Annotated in this window: 10 protein-coding genes; 4 read left to right on the top strand and 6 right to left on the bottom strand. The window is 60.7% G+C overall.

Annotated features, from left to right (window positions below):
- Positions 1-33: 33 nt before the first annotated feature.
- The 6 genes from LOY50_RS13230 to LOY50_RS13205 form a co-directional block, all read right to left on the bottom strand.
- Positions 34-1,137: a polyamine ABC transporter substrate-binding protein gene (locus LOY50_RS13230; protein WP_253474354.1), complete on the bottom strand. Its 1,104-nt coding sequence runs from the start codon at positions 1,135-1,137 to the stop codon at positions 34-36.
- Between the two features lie 39 nt (positions 1,138-1,176).
- Positions 1,177-2,514: an alginate export family protein gene (locus LOY50_RS13225; RefSeq protein WP_258691093.1), complete on the bottom strand. Its 1,338-nt coding sequence runs from the start codon at positions 2,512-2,514 to the stop codon at positions 1,177-1,179.
- A gap of 118 nt (positions 2,515-2,632) precedes the next feature.
- Complete coding sequence (locus tag LOY50_RS13220; RefSeq protein ID WP_258691092.1) at positions 2,633-3,895, bottom strand: serine hydrolase; 1,263 nt, start codon at positions 3,893-3,895, stop codon at positions 2,633-2,635.
- Between the two features lie 167 nt (positions 3,896-4,062).
- Positions 4,063-4,713, bottom strand: a complete 651-nt coding sequence (locus tag LOY50_RS13215) for a response regulator transcription factor (protein ID WP_018601909.1) — start codon at positions 4,711-4,713, stop codon at positions 4,063-4,065.
- A 95-nt stretch (positions 4,714-4,808) separates the two neighbouring features.
- Positions 4,809-5,387: a lecithin retinol acyltransferase family protein gene (locus LOY50_RS13210; protein ID WP_258691091.1), complete on the bottom strand. Its 579-nt coding sequence runs from the start codon at positions 5,385-5,387 to the stop codon at positions 4,809-4,811.
- A gap of 117 nt (positions 5,388-5,504) precedes the next feature.
- Positions 5,505-10,994: an ATP-binding sensor histidine kinase gene (locus tag LOY50_RS13205; protein ID WP_258691235.1), complete on the bottom strand. Its 5,490-nt coding sequence runs from the start codon at positions 10,992-10,994 to the stop codon at positions 5,505-5,507.
- 471 nt (positions 10,995-11,465) lie between these two features.
- On the opposite strand from LOY50_RS13205, the gene LOY50_RS13200 reads away from it, so the two are divergent.
- From LOY50_RS13200 to LOY50_RS13185, 4 genes are all read left to right on the top strand, one after another.
- Positions 11,466-11,837, top strand: coding sequence for a response regulator transcription factor (locus tag LOY50_RS13200; protein WP_253474342.1), 372 nt, complete (start codon positions 11,466-11,468; stop codon positions 11,835-11,837).
- A gap of 329 nt (positions 11,838-12,166) precedes the next feature.
- Positions 12,167-13,615: an efflux transporter outer membrane subunit gene (locus LOY50_RS13195; RefSeq protein WP_309475812.1), complete on the top strand. Its 1,449-nt coding sequence runs from the start codon at positions 12,167-12,169 to the stop codon at positions 13,613-13,615.
- Positions 13,612-15,177 (top strand): MFS transporter, encoded by a 1,566-nt coding sequence (locus tag LOY50_RS13190; RefSeq protein ID WP_253474335.1) that lies wholly within the window; start codon positions 13,612-13,614, stop codon positions 15,175-15,177. Before LOY50_RS13195 ends, LOY50_RS13190 begins: the two co-directional genes overlap by 4 nt.
- A 6-nt stretch (positions 15,178-15,183) precedes the next feature.
- Positions 15,184-16,215 carry an HlyD family secretion protein gene (locus LOY50_RS13185; RefSeq protein WP_258691089.1) on the top strand — a complete coding sequence of 344 codons (1,032 nt, stop codon included), beginning with the start codon at positions 15,184-15,186 and terminating at the stop codon, positions 16,213-16,215.
- Positions 16,216-16,372 lie beyond the last annotated feature (157 nt).

Here is a 16,372-nt window from a genome sequence, read left to right as displayed (position 1 = left end):
CGGACCCGGCGCCGCAACGCCGGGTCACACTGATCAGCGATGCGTCTTGATGCTGGTCCAGGTGCGGGTGCGGATCCGCTCCACCGCCGCCGGCACCGGCTCCAACGCGAACAGAGTCTTGCGCGCCTCGTCCGGTATATACATGGCGGGGTTGTTGCGAATTTCAGCATTGACCAGCGTCGTGGAGTCCTTGTTCGGGTTGGGGTAACCGATCTTGTTGCTGATCCGGGCAATGACGTCGGGACGCAAGATGTAGTTGATGAACGCGTAAGCCTCCTTGGCATGAGGCGCATTGGTGGGCACCATCATCACGTCCGACCACATCGGTGCGCCTTCCTTGGGCAGCGCCATCTCCACCTTGACCCCCTTCCCTGCGTCTTCGGCCAGTCGCTTGGCCAGGGCCACCCCACCGGACCAACCCACCCCGACACAGATCTCACCGTTGGCCAGGTCCATGCCATAGCGCGATGAATTGAAGTAGGTGATGTACGGTCGAACCTTGAGCATGGCTGCCTGTGCCTTGGCGTAATCCTCACGTTTCTCGCTGTTGGGGTCCAACCCTTCGTAGTGCAAGGCAATGGGCACGATCTCGTTGGCGGCGTCCAGCAGACCCACGCCACAACTGGCCAGCTTGGCCATGTTCTCTTCCTTGAACAGGATGTCCCAGGTGTTCATTTGCACATCGGCACCCAGCACCTGGCGCACCTTGTCGACGTTGTAGCCGATCAGGGTCGTGCCCCACAGGTACGGCGCCGCATAGCGGTTACCCGGGTCGCCCACCGCTTCCAGGGACTTCATGAACTCGGGGTCCAGATGCTCCCAGTTCGGCAGTTGGCTGCGGTCCAGGGGTTGGACGGCACCGGCGGCAATCAGGTGGCTGACGTTGGAACTGCTCGGGTAGACCACGTCATACCCGGAGTTGCCGGTCAGGAGTTTGGACTCCAAGGTCTCGACGCTGTCGAACACATCGTAGATGGGACGGATGCCGGTTTCCTCCTCGAAACTCTTGAGGATTTCAGGCGGCAGGTACTCGATCCAGTTGTAGATTCGCACCGTCCGCTCTTCGGCCAGGCTTGCGCCACTGACCAGCATCGAAACGACAGCGCCCAACAAGGTATTACGCAAAGATGTACGCATGATCAAACACTCCAGCGCGGCCGCGAAGGCTCGCGGCACTTAATAGCGGTAGGTGAAGTAGAGTTCCAGCGCGCTGAATTTCCGGTCGTCGCCGAAGATTTGCTTGGCCGCTGCCATCGGCTTGACCCAGTTATAGGACAGCGAGGTGGACAGCGACTTCGAAGGCGCCCAATCCAGGAAGACTACACTCTCGTCGGCAAACCGTTTGTCGCTGACGGCGGTGCCCATGTAGTTTTTTTCGTCGAGCCAGAACTGGTAGTGGATCGCACCGAGCGTAAGGGTTTCGTTGAGGTGGGTCTTGAGTGAGAACTGCTGGACGTTTTCGTTGCTGTTGAACAGCAGGTAGTTGCCGACGACATCACCGATCAGCCAGGTGCTCCAGTCGACGAAGCCCTTGCTCAACGGATCCCAGGCTTTCTGTCGGTTGTCCGTGAGGTTGTCGTCGCCGGAAAAGCTCGCGTAGCGGTAGCCGATCACCGGGGTCAACGGCAGCGTGCCGAAGGTGTAATCCGCCTGGCCGTACCAGGCCTTGGCGTCGTAATCCACGCCTTCGCCGCTGCCTCGCTCCAGGGCATATTCGGCATTGAGGGTCAGGTCCGCGATGCCCGGCAGCTTGGCGTTCAACGCCCTGACGTTGTACACCTGCATGCCGTCGCGGCGGCGCGGCAACGTGCTGCCCTTGGGCCCCATGGCCTTGACCTTCAACGCGGTGGCGCCCAGCGTCACCTGGTCGTCGAGGTTGTAGTCCAGGTTCACGCCACTCATGCGGAAATCACCCAGGTCGCTGTCGGTGCCCAGGCTGAAGCCCTGGACCTTCAACGCGCCATGGTCCCAGGCGACCACCGCCGAATCCTTGAAGGCGGTGCGTGGGGCGAGCCAGTAGGCGCCGTCGTTCAACTGGTCGAGGTTGCCATCCATCACGATGAAACCGTTGCCGATCATGTAGTTCTGGCGACCGCCGGTGACCGTCCATTCACCAGCGCGGAAACCGCCATAGAACTCTTCGGTCGACACCTTGCCGTCGGAGCTACGGGTGAAGCCACCGGCATCGCCATCACCGAAGGTGGTCGCGCCCACCAGGGAGCCGCCAGCCAACAGGCTGAAATCCGGCTGCACGGCGTATTCCAACTTGATGCCCGGCTTGACGTAGAACTCCTGCCAGTCGATTTTCGTGCCGCCATTCTTGCCGCTGCGCATGTCCACCACGCCGCCGCCAAAATTGACGTTGCGGGTGGACAGGGCTGCGCCACCGGCCGTTAAGTTGACTTCGCCCTTGAGGTTGCCCTCCTCGAAGGTGTAGCCCGCCCAGGCAACCTGGGCGGTCAAGGGTAACCCGAGCACGAGGAACGTTCGGGACAAACGCATCATGGAAACCATATGGAGCTCCTGTGTGATTATTGTTGTTACAGGGCAGTAAATGGCGGCGCAAACCCGCGCCAACACCTGGTGGGGCCAGGTGAGCGGAACGCAAAATTGTTGTGTTTATCGGGTGAAGTCAGGGCGTCAGGTGTGCCGCGATGGCGCGCAACATGCGCACGCTGTCGCCGTCGAATGGGCTGACAGCCTCGCCCAGGGACGACTGCTTGACGATCACCACGCCGGACGGTTTGTCGATGAACAGGTATTGACCATGGATGCCACCGGCCATGAGCGCCTGGCTGTGGTCGTTGAAGACATACCATTGGCTGCGGTAGGACGCGCCTGGGGTCCAGCTCGAGAAATCGGCGCATGCGGCATAGATCGCCGGGTCGGCCCCTGCGGCGATGCCGGCGAGGGCCTCGGCCGAGAGCAGTTGTGTCCCACCCTGGCGGCCATCGTTGGCCAGCAGGCGACCGAAGCGCGCCATGTCACGCAAGGTCGCACTGAAACCGGCACCGGCGACGCTGCGGCCCCAGGGATCGGCCAGGAAGTAGCCGTCACGTTCACAACCCAACTGGCTCCAGACCTCTTGCAGCAACTGGTGACAAGCCTTGCCAGTCGCCCGCTCCATGACCCAGGCCAACGCCTCGGTGGTGGCCGTCACGTAATGGAAAAAGCCGCCGTGACTGCCGCGTTTCCTCAGTGAGGGCAAGTACTGATACAGGGATTCGAAGGTCGCATACTGTGCTGGTGCCGGCTGGAAACCACAGGCGTAACCGTATTGGGAACTCTCTGAATCCGGATCCTCATAGACCTCGCTGTAATCGACGGCCACCGCCATGTCGAACAACTGGCGCACGGTCGCATCGCCGAACGCGCTGCCCGCCAGTTCCGGTACGTAATGCGTGGCCATCAACGTAGGGTCCAGCAGGCCTTCGCAGACCAGTTGCTCGCCCAAGGCACCGATCAGCGACTTGGTCACCGAAAACATGATGTGTCGGTCCTCGGGACGCTGGCCGTTGAAGTAGCGCTCAAACAGTACGGTGTCGCCCTGCAGGACCAGGAAAGCATCGGTCTGGCTGGCGACCAGGTGATCGATCACGCTGATGCTCAAGCCACACTCGCTGTCGAAGTGCAGCTCATCCAGCGGCTGGAACGCCTGCTTGAACGCGCTGACCGGCCCGCTGCCGGCCTGCACGTCGATGGAAGGACGCAAGCGCGCCAGGTTGCGGAAACCCCATTGGCTGAACGGTGGGCTCATCCAGTTGTGCCAGGTGACGCGGCGGTGGGGTTCGGCGGGAAAGCCTTGCATGAGCGAAGGCGCCAGGCGTGCGTCAAATGGCGATTCGTGAGTCTCGACGTAAAGACTGGCCAGTGAAGGCACGGTGTTCTGATTCATCGGGTTGCCCCTGCAAAATGACTCTGCGTGAAAGCAGATGCAGGGAAATAATTACCCGATGTAATTCTTTAGTCAATAAATCTTTTTATCAGCAATTAGCTAACCGTCGCCGCCTGCGCGGCGTCGCAAGTCCAGGAACTGGCGTTCATGCAGGCCTGTCGCTCTGTTCAATGGCCCTGCCCGGCACCTAATGACTCCGCCATCCGCACCAGGTCAGCGAAGGATTTGGCATGCATTTTTTTCATCGCGTGGCCGCGGTGGATTTTCACGGTGATTTCGCTCAGGTTCATCTGCCCGGCAATCTGTTTGTTCATCAGGCCTTTGGCTGCGAACGTCATCACCTCTTTTTCACGGGCCGTCAGCGTTTCGTAGCGGGCATGCAGGTCCGCAAGCTGACCCTCGACGGCCCGGCGCTTGACGTCGGCCTGGAGTGCGGCTGACACCGCGTCCAACAAATCCTGTTCACGAAAGGGTTTGGCCAGGAAATCCACGGCACCGGCTTTCATTGCCTTGACCGACATTTCGATGTCGCCATGGCCGGTGATGAAAATGATGGGGATAGTGACGTTCGACCCCGCCAACTGACGTTGAAAGTCCAGGCCGCTGCTACCTTGAAGCCGTACATCGAGCACCAGGCAACTGGCACCTTCGGTCTTGGGTTGTTGGAGAAAGTCCGCCGTGGAGGCGAACGTCTCGACGCGTATGCCGACCGAGCGCAAGAGGTTGCTTAATGCATCGCGCATTGAGGCATCGTCATCCACCACGAACACAATTGAATCCTTGCTGCTCGGGTCATTGGATGGGGAATTGCCGTTCATGCACGATCCTCTTGGGGAGTGGGCGGAAAAAAATTGTAGCACAGCGCCTCGGCCCGGAAAGTACGGTAGTAATGGCCCGAACCGTGATGTAGGCGCTATGCAATGAGCTGGGGATGCAGCGCTGATATCAGTGCAAAAAGATGACGAGGCCGATGCAAGTATGCATTGATCTGGCTGCTGTAACTTTCCCCGGTGGTGCACCAACTGCAAAAGTGCTCGCAGTTATTGGATAAGACCCTGTATTGGTCTTCGCCTAGTCGCGAACGCGCCCGATGGGCCACTTCTTCGGCGCAATATTCACAGTGCTCGTCAACTATCCACACGGGCTTGCCTTTGGCGAAATGCTCAAGATCGGTCACTTCGATAGGCCCCGACTTGAGGGAACCGCTGAACCCCGAGTAATGGGCAACTTCTGCGCCGCCAAGGTATATGCCGTGATGCAGGTAGAACCGGCGAGGGCTGACCAGGTGGGCGCCTATGGGCACGCTGCCCAGGGCTTGCTCGATGTTGACCGGTTTCAATGAGACATCCGACATGTCCTTCGGCAGTTGACCCAGGGACGTGGGCGCACTCAAGCGATAGCAAACATTCGTTGTCATCAGTGCCAGGAAAATAAGCACAACGGAACGCAGTGATGAAAACTCATCCACGGCATGGGCAGTTAGATTATTCATGAGAAGAGACTCCGCAACCCTTGAAAACACTGTATCGCCGGGGTTGCGGAGTTTCATTTGTACATGGGACTGATTTCAATGAGCGGTTGATATACAGGTCTTAAACCTAAGTATTAATCAAGACGCTGTCGTTGAGCTCAAGACTGCGATGGGCAGCGTGAATTGAACAGTGGCACCGCGGGGTGGGTTGACGCTTGCCCTCAAACTGCCGCCATGGGATTCGATGATCGAACGACAGATCGATAACCCCAACCCCAAGCCCGTAGGCTTGGTGGTGTAGAAGGAAGTGAAGACCAGGTCGGTACTGTCCGAGGCGAACCCCGGCCCGGTGTCACTGACACTCACCACGATGCACCCGGCATCATCGCGCACCGTGCAGATCAGCAACTGCCGCTTGCCTTCGCTGACACCGCTCATGGCCTCGAGCGCATTCATGATCAGGTTGAGCAACACCTGTTGCAGCTCTACACGGTCGCCTTCGATGGCGGGCAAACCGTCCATGAGCTGCGTCTGTATCGAGGCGCCACTCTTGCTGATCTGGCCACGGGTGAAGTCGATCATCTCGCTGATCGCCGCGTTGATGTCTACCGGTCCCTTTTGCGGTGGTGCCTTGCGGATATGTCCACGGATGCGACCCAGCACGTCCGCCGCTCGGTTGGCATCGAAGATGAGGCGGTCCAGCACCTGCCGGACCTCCCCGATCTCCGGCGGTTGCACGTTCAACCAGCGCAATGCGGCATTGGCGTTGAGGATGGCCGCGGCAATTGGTTGGTTGACCTCATGGGCGATCGAAGCCACCAACTGCCCCATGGTCGCGACACGGTTGGCATGGGCCAGCTCGGTCTGTACTTCGCGATAGCGCCGCTCGCTTTCGCGGATCTTTTCCTCCGCCTGCCTGCGCTCGGTCAGGTCCAGCACAAAGGCGACCCCTTCCCTGCTGCCGGCTTCGAACATCGCCAGGCCGACGATGACCGGCAGTCGGCTGCCATCCTTGCGCAAATATTCTTTCTCGTAGGGTCGAGCATGCCCGGTCAGCAAAGCGTGAGCCAACCTGCGTTCGCTGAGTTCTCGAAACTCAGGGACCGTCAGGTCTGTCCAGCGCAGATGGCCCGAGGCAAGGTCTGCTCGTTCGTATCCCAGCATACGAAGGAACGCATCGTTGGCTTCGATGATCTCGCCGTCGGCGTTCCACACGAGGATCCCAATGATGTTGGCGTCCACGAGGCGCCGGATCTTCGCTTCGCGTTCCGCGACCTCACGGTACAAGCGAGCATTTTCCAGCGAGATGGCAGCCTGTGAAGCCACCAGCTTCAACACGGCGATCCGGGTCGGACTGAACACACGGGCCGCCAGATTGTTTTCGAGATAGAGCGCGCCGACGAGCTTGGCCTGGTTCATCAACGGCAGGCAGAGAATCGAACGGGCCCGCTGCTGCCGGATATAGGGGTCTGTGGCGAACGGCGCCTCGGCCACGGCATCGTCAAGGAAAACGCTCTCTCGGGTGCGCAGCACATGATAGAGAATCGACTCGGGCAACAGCGCCGCACTCACCCGCTCATCGCGTAACTGCGTTGTTTTGCCGCCAGTAGTCACTTGCGCCGCGACACGGTGCTCGCCGCCATCGGACAGGATCAACAGCCCGCGTTCGGCGCCGGCCTGTTCGATGGCCGTGCACAGGATCATATCGATCAGCTTTTCCAGGACGATTTCGCCCGATACGGCTTGGGAGACCTTGAGTACAGTGGCAAGGTCAAGATGTTCGACCGGTGTCGCCATCGTTGTCGTCGGGCCGAGTTCAGGCGCTTCGGCCCTCAACGATGGGTACTTGTTCTCCAGTTGCCGCACCTTGCCATCGGCACCCCAACACTGGTAACCGTAGCGGGCATCCTGCAAATAGACCCGAGCAATTTTCCCGAAGCCCCGCGCCGCGTAGAAGCGCGACGCGAGTTCATTGGCAAGCGCCTCGATGTGCACGAAGCCACTCTCTTGCGCGCAATCGATAGCCTGCTCGTAAAGCAACTCGGCGTCGATCATGCGCCCTTCAACACGGGCGATTTCGGCATCCACCAGCGCGGCGCGGCTGGCGAAATTTTCCGGACACTGCTGCGCCCAGGTCTGGAGCCATTGCTGATCGGCAACTATCGCCAGCAAGTGCTGCCCATGCTCGTCTACAGGGAGGCTATCGCAGCGAGCGGCCCGGGCCAGGGCACCATAGAAATGAAACTCGGCTTCCTCGAAGAACGACTGGCAAACCCAGAGTAAACGCTGCGCCTTTGCAGCGGCCTCCAATGCCGCCTCAGCATCGTCGGCCATGTAGCGAGCCTGTAATTTTCGGACCCAGTACAAACACTCAGCCAGTACCAGATCCGGGTTACTGGTCAAGTGGGTTTCGAAGCCTGGCTCGATTAGCTCGCCGTCGTCCAGGCGACCAAAGGTTAGCGTCGAGCCTCGGAGCATCCGGATCAGCGCCAGTTGCGTGATGATGAAATCAGTCACCAACCCGAAGCGTACTTTCCTGGCGTAAACAAGACCCCGCTGGGCTTCGCCTTGTATATCGGACAACAGCTCGCCGGCGAAGAGCAGATCGGCAGTGAGGTTGTTGCCCGCGTAGGCCCCATACGGTAGATCGCCGATTCGATTCGCCGCCGTAAACGAACGACGCAACAGGTCGCGGCATTGCTCCACAGGCTTCATCCAGCGTACGGCAAAGCACGAGAAGCAAAGATAGGTGCTCGCCTCGAATCGAGCCAAACCACGTTTTTCAACGAGCTCGCAGCCAAGCTGACCGAATCGGAAGCCCACTTGGTAATCACCGAACCGGCGACCGGCGACCCTGAATAAATTGGCGTAGAGCAAACATGAAGCATCGCAGTTGCCATGCTCAAGGCTCAGGGTGACCGCTTTGCAGATCAACAGGTCCGCCAGGTTCGCTTCACTCTGCAGGGCCGGCGCGAAGAGTTTCCCCAACGCATTGACGGTCACCAGGGATGTCGCATCCTCCATCAACGGCAAGTCGATAAGGTCCTCGATTGCCCGGTCCCCCAGTAACGCTGCGATGCGGTCGTACTCGCTGCGCACGTCATCGTCGCTCGGATGGGCCGACCACTCGATCCCCACATGCCGCAGGTAGGCCAGGCAGACCGCAACCGCACCGTCACTGCGATCCAGGAGCAAGTAGACATCCATTAGCAGGCACGCGACATTGGCCCGCTCGATCACGGTCATGGCGTGATCCGACAACGCCGTGAGACGCTCGTCGGCGGCAGACAGCTGCCCGGTCAGGAGCTCGCATTCGGCGCAATTCAACTCCAGCGCGAAAATCAGCCCATGGCGACGCGCCCAGCAGTCCTCGCCCAACAACTGCGTCCCGGTGGTGAAATAGTTGAGCGCCGACGCATAAGCCGTCGACGCCTTGGCGCGTTGGCCGGCAATCAGGTTGAACGCAGCCAACTGCTCCCGCTCAGCCGGGTCGGTGATCAACACGGCGCCGCGATTGAGCTGGCCGACGATTTCAAAAATCGCCTCTTCCTGCCCTTGCGCGGATGTCTGCGCGGCGAGCAATCGTCCGATTCGCAGGTGCGTCTCGGCGCGCGATTCCTGGGGGATCAACGAATAAGCGGCTTCATGAATACGGTCGTGGACAAAACCATAAGCATCGTCCAGCCGCTCGACCAGTTCCAGGCGAATCGCCTCCCAGAGCATCCCGCGGACCTGCGTCCCGGGAATGCCCAGCACGGTCGAAAGCGCCTCGATCCCGGCGACGTTACCCAGGCAAGCCAGCTGCTGCAGCGCCTGCTGCGTCTCGCCCGGCAGGCGCACCAGCTTGCCGACCATCAGGTCCACGACATTGTCGGTGTAGCCCTCGGTATGAATGCGGTCCGGGTCCCACCACCACTGCCGGGCGTCATGATCGAAGGCCAGCAGTTGCCCGTCGGCGAGCGTTTGCAGGAACTGAATCACGAAGAACGGATTGCCGGCGGTTTTGTCCAGCACCAACTGCGCCAGGGGCTCGATGCGGGCCCGCTCATCATGCAGCGCCTCGACGATTAACTGCTCGATGTGCACCTTGGCGAGCGGCGCCAGCATGATCTCGACGACGTTGCCTCCCGCGTTCCGAATGGTCTGGAGCTTGCCTGTCAGCGGGTGGGTGACATCCACCTCGTTGCTGCGGTAAGCGCCCACCAGCAACAGGTGTCGCACATCAGCGCTGGTCAACAGATCCTCCAGCAAATCGAGCGTGGCCGCATCGAGCCACTGCAAATCGTCGAGAAACAGCGCCAGCGGATGATCTTCGTGGGCGAACACACCGATAAAACGCCGGAACACCAGCAGGAAGCGACGTTGCTCCTGCTGTGGATCAAGTGCCGAAACCGGTGGTGGTTCACCGATGATGAGCTTGAGCTCAGGGATGAGGTCGGTCATGAGCCGCGCATTGACATCCAGCGCCTCCTGCAGCGCGTCACGCCAACTCGCCAGTTCCGTGTCGCTCTTGCCAAGCAGGGTGCGCACCAGGCTCTGGAAGGCCTGCACCAGCGTCGCATAGGGGATGTCGCGGCGGTACTGATCGAACTTGCCGCTGGCGAACAGTCCCCTCGGCGGAACCAGCACCTTGTGCAACTCATTGACCACCGAGGATTTGCCGATACCGGAATAGCCGGTGACCAGGACGAGCTCCGGCGCACTGCTTGCAACGACCCGTGAGAACGCTTCGACCAGGGTGTCGACCTCATGCTCGCGACCATAGAGTTTCTCGGGAATCAACAACCGATCGGACGGGCCATGCTCGCCCAACGCAAAGGCATTGATGTGGTGCTGTTGCTGCCAGTCGGCGAGGCAGCGCCGCAGATCATATTCCACACTCGCGGCGGTCTGATAACGCTCCTCGGCCGTCTTGGCGAGCAGCTTCATGACAATGTCGGACAGCACCTCAGGGATGGTTCCAACCCGCTCGCGAGGTGGCAAGGGTTTCTTGGCGATATGGTAGTGCACCCACTCGATCGGGTCGGATGCCGTGAACGGCAGCGAGCCGGTCAGCATCTGGTACAGCGTGACGCCGAAGGAATAGAGATCACTGCGTGAATCGATCGAGCGATTCATCCTGCCGGTCTGCTCGGGTGCCATATAGGCGAGCGTCCCCGCGAGGGTCTCGGGCGCCTGCCGCTCCCGTGGCAGCCGTGAGGCGAGGCCGAACCCGGTGAGCCTGGCCTGTCCGTCGAAGCAGTTCACCAGAATATGACTGGGCTTGATGTCTTTATGGACGAGACCGCGCTGGTGGAGCTTATCCAGGGCCACGGCGATGCTCACCGCCAGACGCAAGAACGTGGCCGTCTCCATGGGCGCAATCAGCAATTGCACGAGTGGCGTGCCGCCTGGATCCTCAAGCACCAGCTGCGTCTGGGCGCCTTCGCGCACCATCTCCAACGGTCGCACCGACCAGGTGCCATCGAGTTCGTCTTTCAGGCCAAACTCGTGGGCCAGACGGCCAAGGCAGCCGGGACGCGGTTGTTCGGCAGCGGGCCGCGCAACCAGTACGCTGCAATCGCCCTCGACACCCGGACGCAGTTCCCGGCAGAAGACACGTTCACCATCGTCCCATAAAATCTGCATGTGGTTTTCCATCGGCACGCGAGCAATTTGTAGTGAGTTATCCGTCGCACGTTGCCGTCGGGCTGGCATCCAGTGTCACGTCGCATGGCCGATATCGTCGCGCTGGGGCGACGTCCGTGGCTGCGCTGGCCGCCCGATGAGGATGGGCTCTGTCGGGATCCAGAACGGGTCGTGTTGCCGATCTCTAGATTAACCCCTCATGAAAGCCCTTCAAGTGATTTCATAGAGGAACAGCGAATTAACGCGCCATAGGGGTTTGGTGTTGAACCCCGGGGGAACGATGCGTGCCAGTCTAGGTGAGCCGTCAGCCCAGGTCAGTTGTACCTGCGTACAGTGGAAGCAGCCCTGGGACAAACCGTTGTATCCAACGCCAACCCTTTGGTCTTAGCGCGCTATACCTAGGTATACTTTTGCGCCCCAGGAGACCGCGTATCTTGTAACGACGACAGGCGCTTGTGCGAGCGACCCGATATGCATGACACCCCGATGCGCAATACGACGACGATTGCCGTTGTCGATGATGACGAATCCGTTCGGGCCGCCCTCAAAAGCCTGTTACGGTCCAGCGGTTATGACGTGCGAACCTATTGCAGCGCCATGGACTTCCTCGACGCAAACGCCCTGGCGGCTACCCACTGCCTGATTTCCGATATCCAGATGCCGGGGATGAGTGGCCTGGAACTGCATGAACAGCTCGGCGCCATGGGCTTTCAAATCCCTACCATCTTCATTACCGCTTACCCGGACCTTGGGGCGCACATACCAAGGCTGATCGCCTGCCTGCCTAAACCCTGTGATGCCGACAAACTGCTGGCCTGTATCAACACTGCCCTGCGCCAGTAGGAGCTGTGTAGGAGCTGTCGAGTGCAACGAGGCTGCGATCTTTCCCCAGACACTTGAATCTCAAGCGAAAGATCAAAAGATCGCAGGCTTCGCCAGCTCCTACAGCCGTCGAACGGGAGCAGCACCTCGCCACGATGCTTCCATCACGCCACCGACCCCACACCTTCGTATAGATCCCCCGCCACTGACGTATGGTTTCGCTGAACCGATGTAGAAGTGCGCCTGGAAACGTCCCCCAATACCATGAATTCACAGCGAGCCAATCGCTGATTCATTGACCCCAGGCGTGCGCTCGTCGAGCGACGCAGCAACCTTACGGGGAACTGGCTATGTCGGCTTTCTTCGGAATACCTCGACACATTTTGACGCTCATCGGCGCGATTTTCCTGACCGCCTGTACGGTAGGCCCAGACTTCGTGAAACCTGAGAGCGGGCTTGACGCTGTGCAACTGTCGCCCCGACAAGAGCACGCAAGCGTCATCCCGACGTCCACTGCCGCGGTGCCGTCCCAGTGGTGGACACTGTTCAATGACGCCGTGCTCACCGGGCTGCAATCGCGCGCACTGGCGGGCAACCTTGATCTGCAGATGGCCGCCGAACGCATCGAGCAAAGCCGCGCCCAACTGGGCATCGCCGCGTCGCAATTACTACCCAGCGTAGGCGCCAATGCCAGCTACACGCGGGAGGCCCTCAGCGAACATGGCAAGTTCGCAGCCCTGGGTGCTCCGACCGGGCCCAACAATTTCTGGCAACTGGGCTTCGATGCCAGTTGGGAGATCGATCTGTGGGGCCGTGCACAACGGGGCCGCGAAGGCGCCGCCGCGACGCTGGAAGCCACGATTTATGATCGCGAAGCCGCACAGGTGGCCCTGGCCGCCGAAGTGGCACGCACCTACCTGCAATTGCGCGGAACCCAGGCGCAACTGGACATCACCCGGCAAAACCTGACGGTCGCGGAGCGCACCCTCGGCCTGGCTGAAAGCCGCGAGCGTAACGGCGTCGGGACACGCTTCGAAACCTCCTCCGCCCGGGCGCAGTTGGCCACGATCAAGGCCATGGTTCCTGAACTGGACCAACGTCGCAACGCCCAGATGAACGCACTGGCCTTGCTGATGGGTGAGCAGCCCCGTGCCCTCGATGGGCAACTGGGTAAGGCACTGCCCTTGCCTGCCCTGCCCTCCGGGGTCCCGGTTGGTGTCCCCTCTGAACTGGCCCACAGGCGCCCCGACATCCTGCGCGCCGAAGCCCAACTGCATGCCGCCACGGCTGCCATTGGTGTGGCCAAGGCTGATTTCTATCCGCGCATTGGCCTGAAAGGAAAGATCGGCGTGGAAGCCTTCGACAGTGGCGATCTCGCCAGTTGGGATTCCCGGTTCTTCTCCATCGGCCCCACGGTTTACCTGCCGATCTTCCAGGGCGGACGCTTGATGCAACGCCTGGCCCTGAACGAGTCACGGCAAAAAACCGCGGCACTCGCTTATCGCCAGACCGTCTTGCGAGCCTGGCATGAAGTGGACAACGCCCTGGATGCCTGGGGGGCCCAACAGCGTCAACACGATGAGCTGCTGGTGTCCTATGAACAGAACAAGCAGGCGCTGCATGCCGCCGAGCGAGGTTATCAGCAAGGCGCCGCCGACTATTTGAGTGTACTGACGGCCCAGTCCAACCTGCTTGCCAGCCAAACCCGCCTCAATGCCAACACGACCGACGCCACGCTGACCGTGGTCAATCTCTACAAGTCCCTGGGTGGCGGCTGGAATCCGGAGGTTGCCCAATGAACAGCGTCGCACTGTCGCCAGCGCACGTCGCGGCCAGCGCAGGGCCTCAGGCCTCGTCCTCGAAACGCTCGATGGTCGGCCTGGTCGGCATTTTTCTCGCCGCCATGATGGCGGGGTTGAATACCCGGGTCGGCGCATTGGCCCTGGCAGATGTGCGAGGCGCGATGGGCTTGGGCTTCGACGACGGCTCCTGGCTCACCACCGTGTACAGCGCCGGCGAGTTGATTGCCATGCCCTTTTCGGCGTGGTTCGCCATCACGCTCTCGGTTCGTCGCTTCGAATTGTGGATGCTCGGCAGTTGTACGCTACTCGCCTTGATCCTGCCTTTTATCCACGACCTGGAGCTTTTGCTGACCTTGCGCTTTGTGCAAGGCATTGCCAGCGGCACCACCATCCCGCTGCTGATGATGGCGGCGCTCAAATTCCTGCCGCCCCCCATACGGCTGTATGGCCTGGCGCTGTATGCCATGACCGCGACCTTCGCGCCTAATCTGTCCATCTGGTTGGCCGGGCGCTGGACGGATGGGTTGCAGGACTGGCGCTGGGTGTACTGGCAGATCGTTCCCCTCGCCCTCATCGCCGCAGGCCTGATCGCCTGGGGGCTGGCGAAGGAACCCGTCCAGGTCCCACGTTTTCGACAGGCCAATTGGTTTGGCATGGCCTGCGGTGTGCCGGCGTTCGGTTTGATCACTGTCGCACTGGACCAAGGCGTGCGGCTGGACTGGTTTCATTCACCGCTGATCACGTCTTCGCTGCTGGTTGGCCTGGCCTTGCTGGCGGTCTATTTGTTGACCGAGTGGTATCACCCATCACCGTTTATCAAGTTGCAGATCCTCGGGCGTCGCAACCTGGGACTGGGCTGCACCCTGTTCTTCGCGCTGCTGGTGGTGTTGATGTCCAGCTCGCTGCTACCGGCCAACTATCTCGGCGCACTGCAGGACTATCGCCCCTTCCAGATGGCGTCGGTCGGCCTGATCGTCGCGCTGCCGCAACTGGTCCTGGGGCCCGTGGTGGCGCTGCTGCTGTACCAGAAAAAGATCGATGCGCGTGTCGTGTTCGCCCTGGGGTTGTGCTTGATCGCGCTGGCGTGTCTGGCCGGCTCACAACTGACCAGCGAATGGAACCGCGACCAGTTCGTCATGGCGCAGACCCTGCAGGCCCTCGGACAACCGATGGCGGTGGTCTCGATGCTGTTCCTGATCACCAGCGTGGTACAGCCTGCTGAAGGGCCTTATGTGTCCGGCACGATCAACACGTTGCGCGCCTTCGGATCGCTGGCCGGTGCAGCGGCGGTTACCCAGCTCATCACCGTGCGCGGTCGCTTCCATGGAGAAATGTTGCTGGACCAGGGAGCACTGGTCGGTAACAGCCTGGCGTTTGTGCCTGAGCCGACGCAACTGATGAGTCTCATCGGCCAGCAATCGCTGGTGCTGTCGATCGCCGATGCCTATCGCGTGTTGGGCCTGATGGCGCTGCTGTTGATTCCTCTGGTGTTGCGACTGACCTACATCCCCGCCCCTGTCATGCACGCAGCCTCATCACCTTCCTCCTCACACGGGTGACTCATCATGGCATTACCGAAGAAAGCCCAGATCATCAGCGCCACACTGCTCGCAGTGGCCATCGGCGCGGCGTTCTATTTCAATCGTCCTGAATCCAGTGCATCGATACAGTCTACGGACGATGCCTACGTCCACGCCGACTTCACCACGGTAGCGCCGCAAGTGTCGGGCACGGTTGAGACAGTATTGGTCGACGACAACCAACCGGTGAACAAAGGCGACCTGCTGGCAACCATCGACGACCGCGATTTCGTCGCTGCCGTGAACGCGGCGCAAGCCCAGGTCGCCAGCGCCCGGGCCGGCATCGCCAGCCTGCAAGCGCACTTGATCCAACAGGAAACCACCATACGTCAGGCCCAAGCGGTGGTAACCGCAGACGAGGCGGCGCTCAAACTGGCCAGCGTCAATCAGGCCCGTTATCGCAACCTGGCCACCGACGGGTCGGGCACCGTGCAGGCCCAGCAGCAGGCCGAAGCGCAATTGAGCGTCCAACTGGCCAGCCGGGACAAGAGCCAGGCGGGGTTGCAGGCTGCCCGGCAATACGTGGATATCCTCAAGGCCGATCTGGAAAAGGCCAAGGCGGCCCTCGCCCATGCCGAGGCGGCGCAAGCCATCGCGCAACTGCAACTTTCCTATACCCGCATCACCGCACCGATCAGCGGCACCGTCGGGGAGAAATCGATACGCGTCGGTGCTTTCGTCAATGCCGGAAAACCCTTGCTGGCAATCGTGCCACTGGACGCCGTCTACATCACCGCCAACTTTCGCGAAACGCAACTGGCGCACGTAGAGACCGGACAAACCGTGGATATCGAAGTGGATGCCTTGCCGGGCCAGGCACTGGAAGGCACGGTGCAAAGCCTGGGGCCGGCCAGCGGCGTCAGCTACTCCGCCATTGCCCCGCACAATGCCACAGGCAACTTCACCAAGATCGTCCAGCGCTTGCCCGTGCGCATTCGCATCGACCCCGACCAGCCCGGGGCGGCGAAACTGCGCGTGGGGATGTCCGTCACACCGCATATCCGTATTGGTGAATAAATCCATCAGGGCTTTTGTGACGAGCTGGGTTGTGTAGGAGCTGACGAGTGCAACGAGGCTGCGATCTTTCCCCAGACATTTGAATCGCAAGCGAAAGATCAAAAGATCAAAAGATCGCAGGCTTCGCCAGCTCCTACAGAACCCGGTAGGACAGATC

Source organism: Pseudomonas sp. B21-010, assembly GCF_024749325.1.
Taxonomy (GTDB): Bacteria; Pseudomonadota; Gammaproteobacteria; order Pseudomonadales; family Pseudomonadaceae; genus Aquipseudomonas; species Aquipseudomonas kilonensis.
This window is presented reverse-complemented; position numbering and strand designations above follow the sequence as displayed.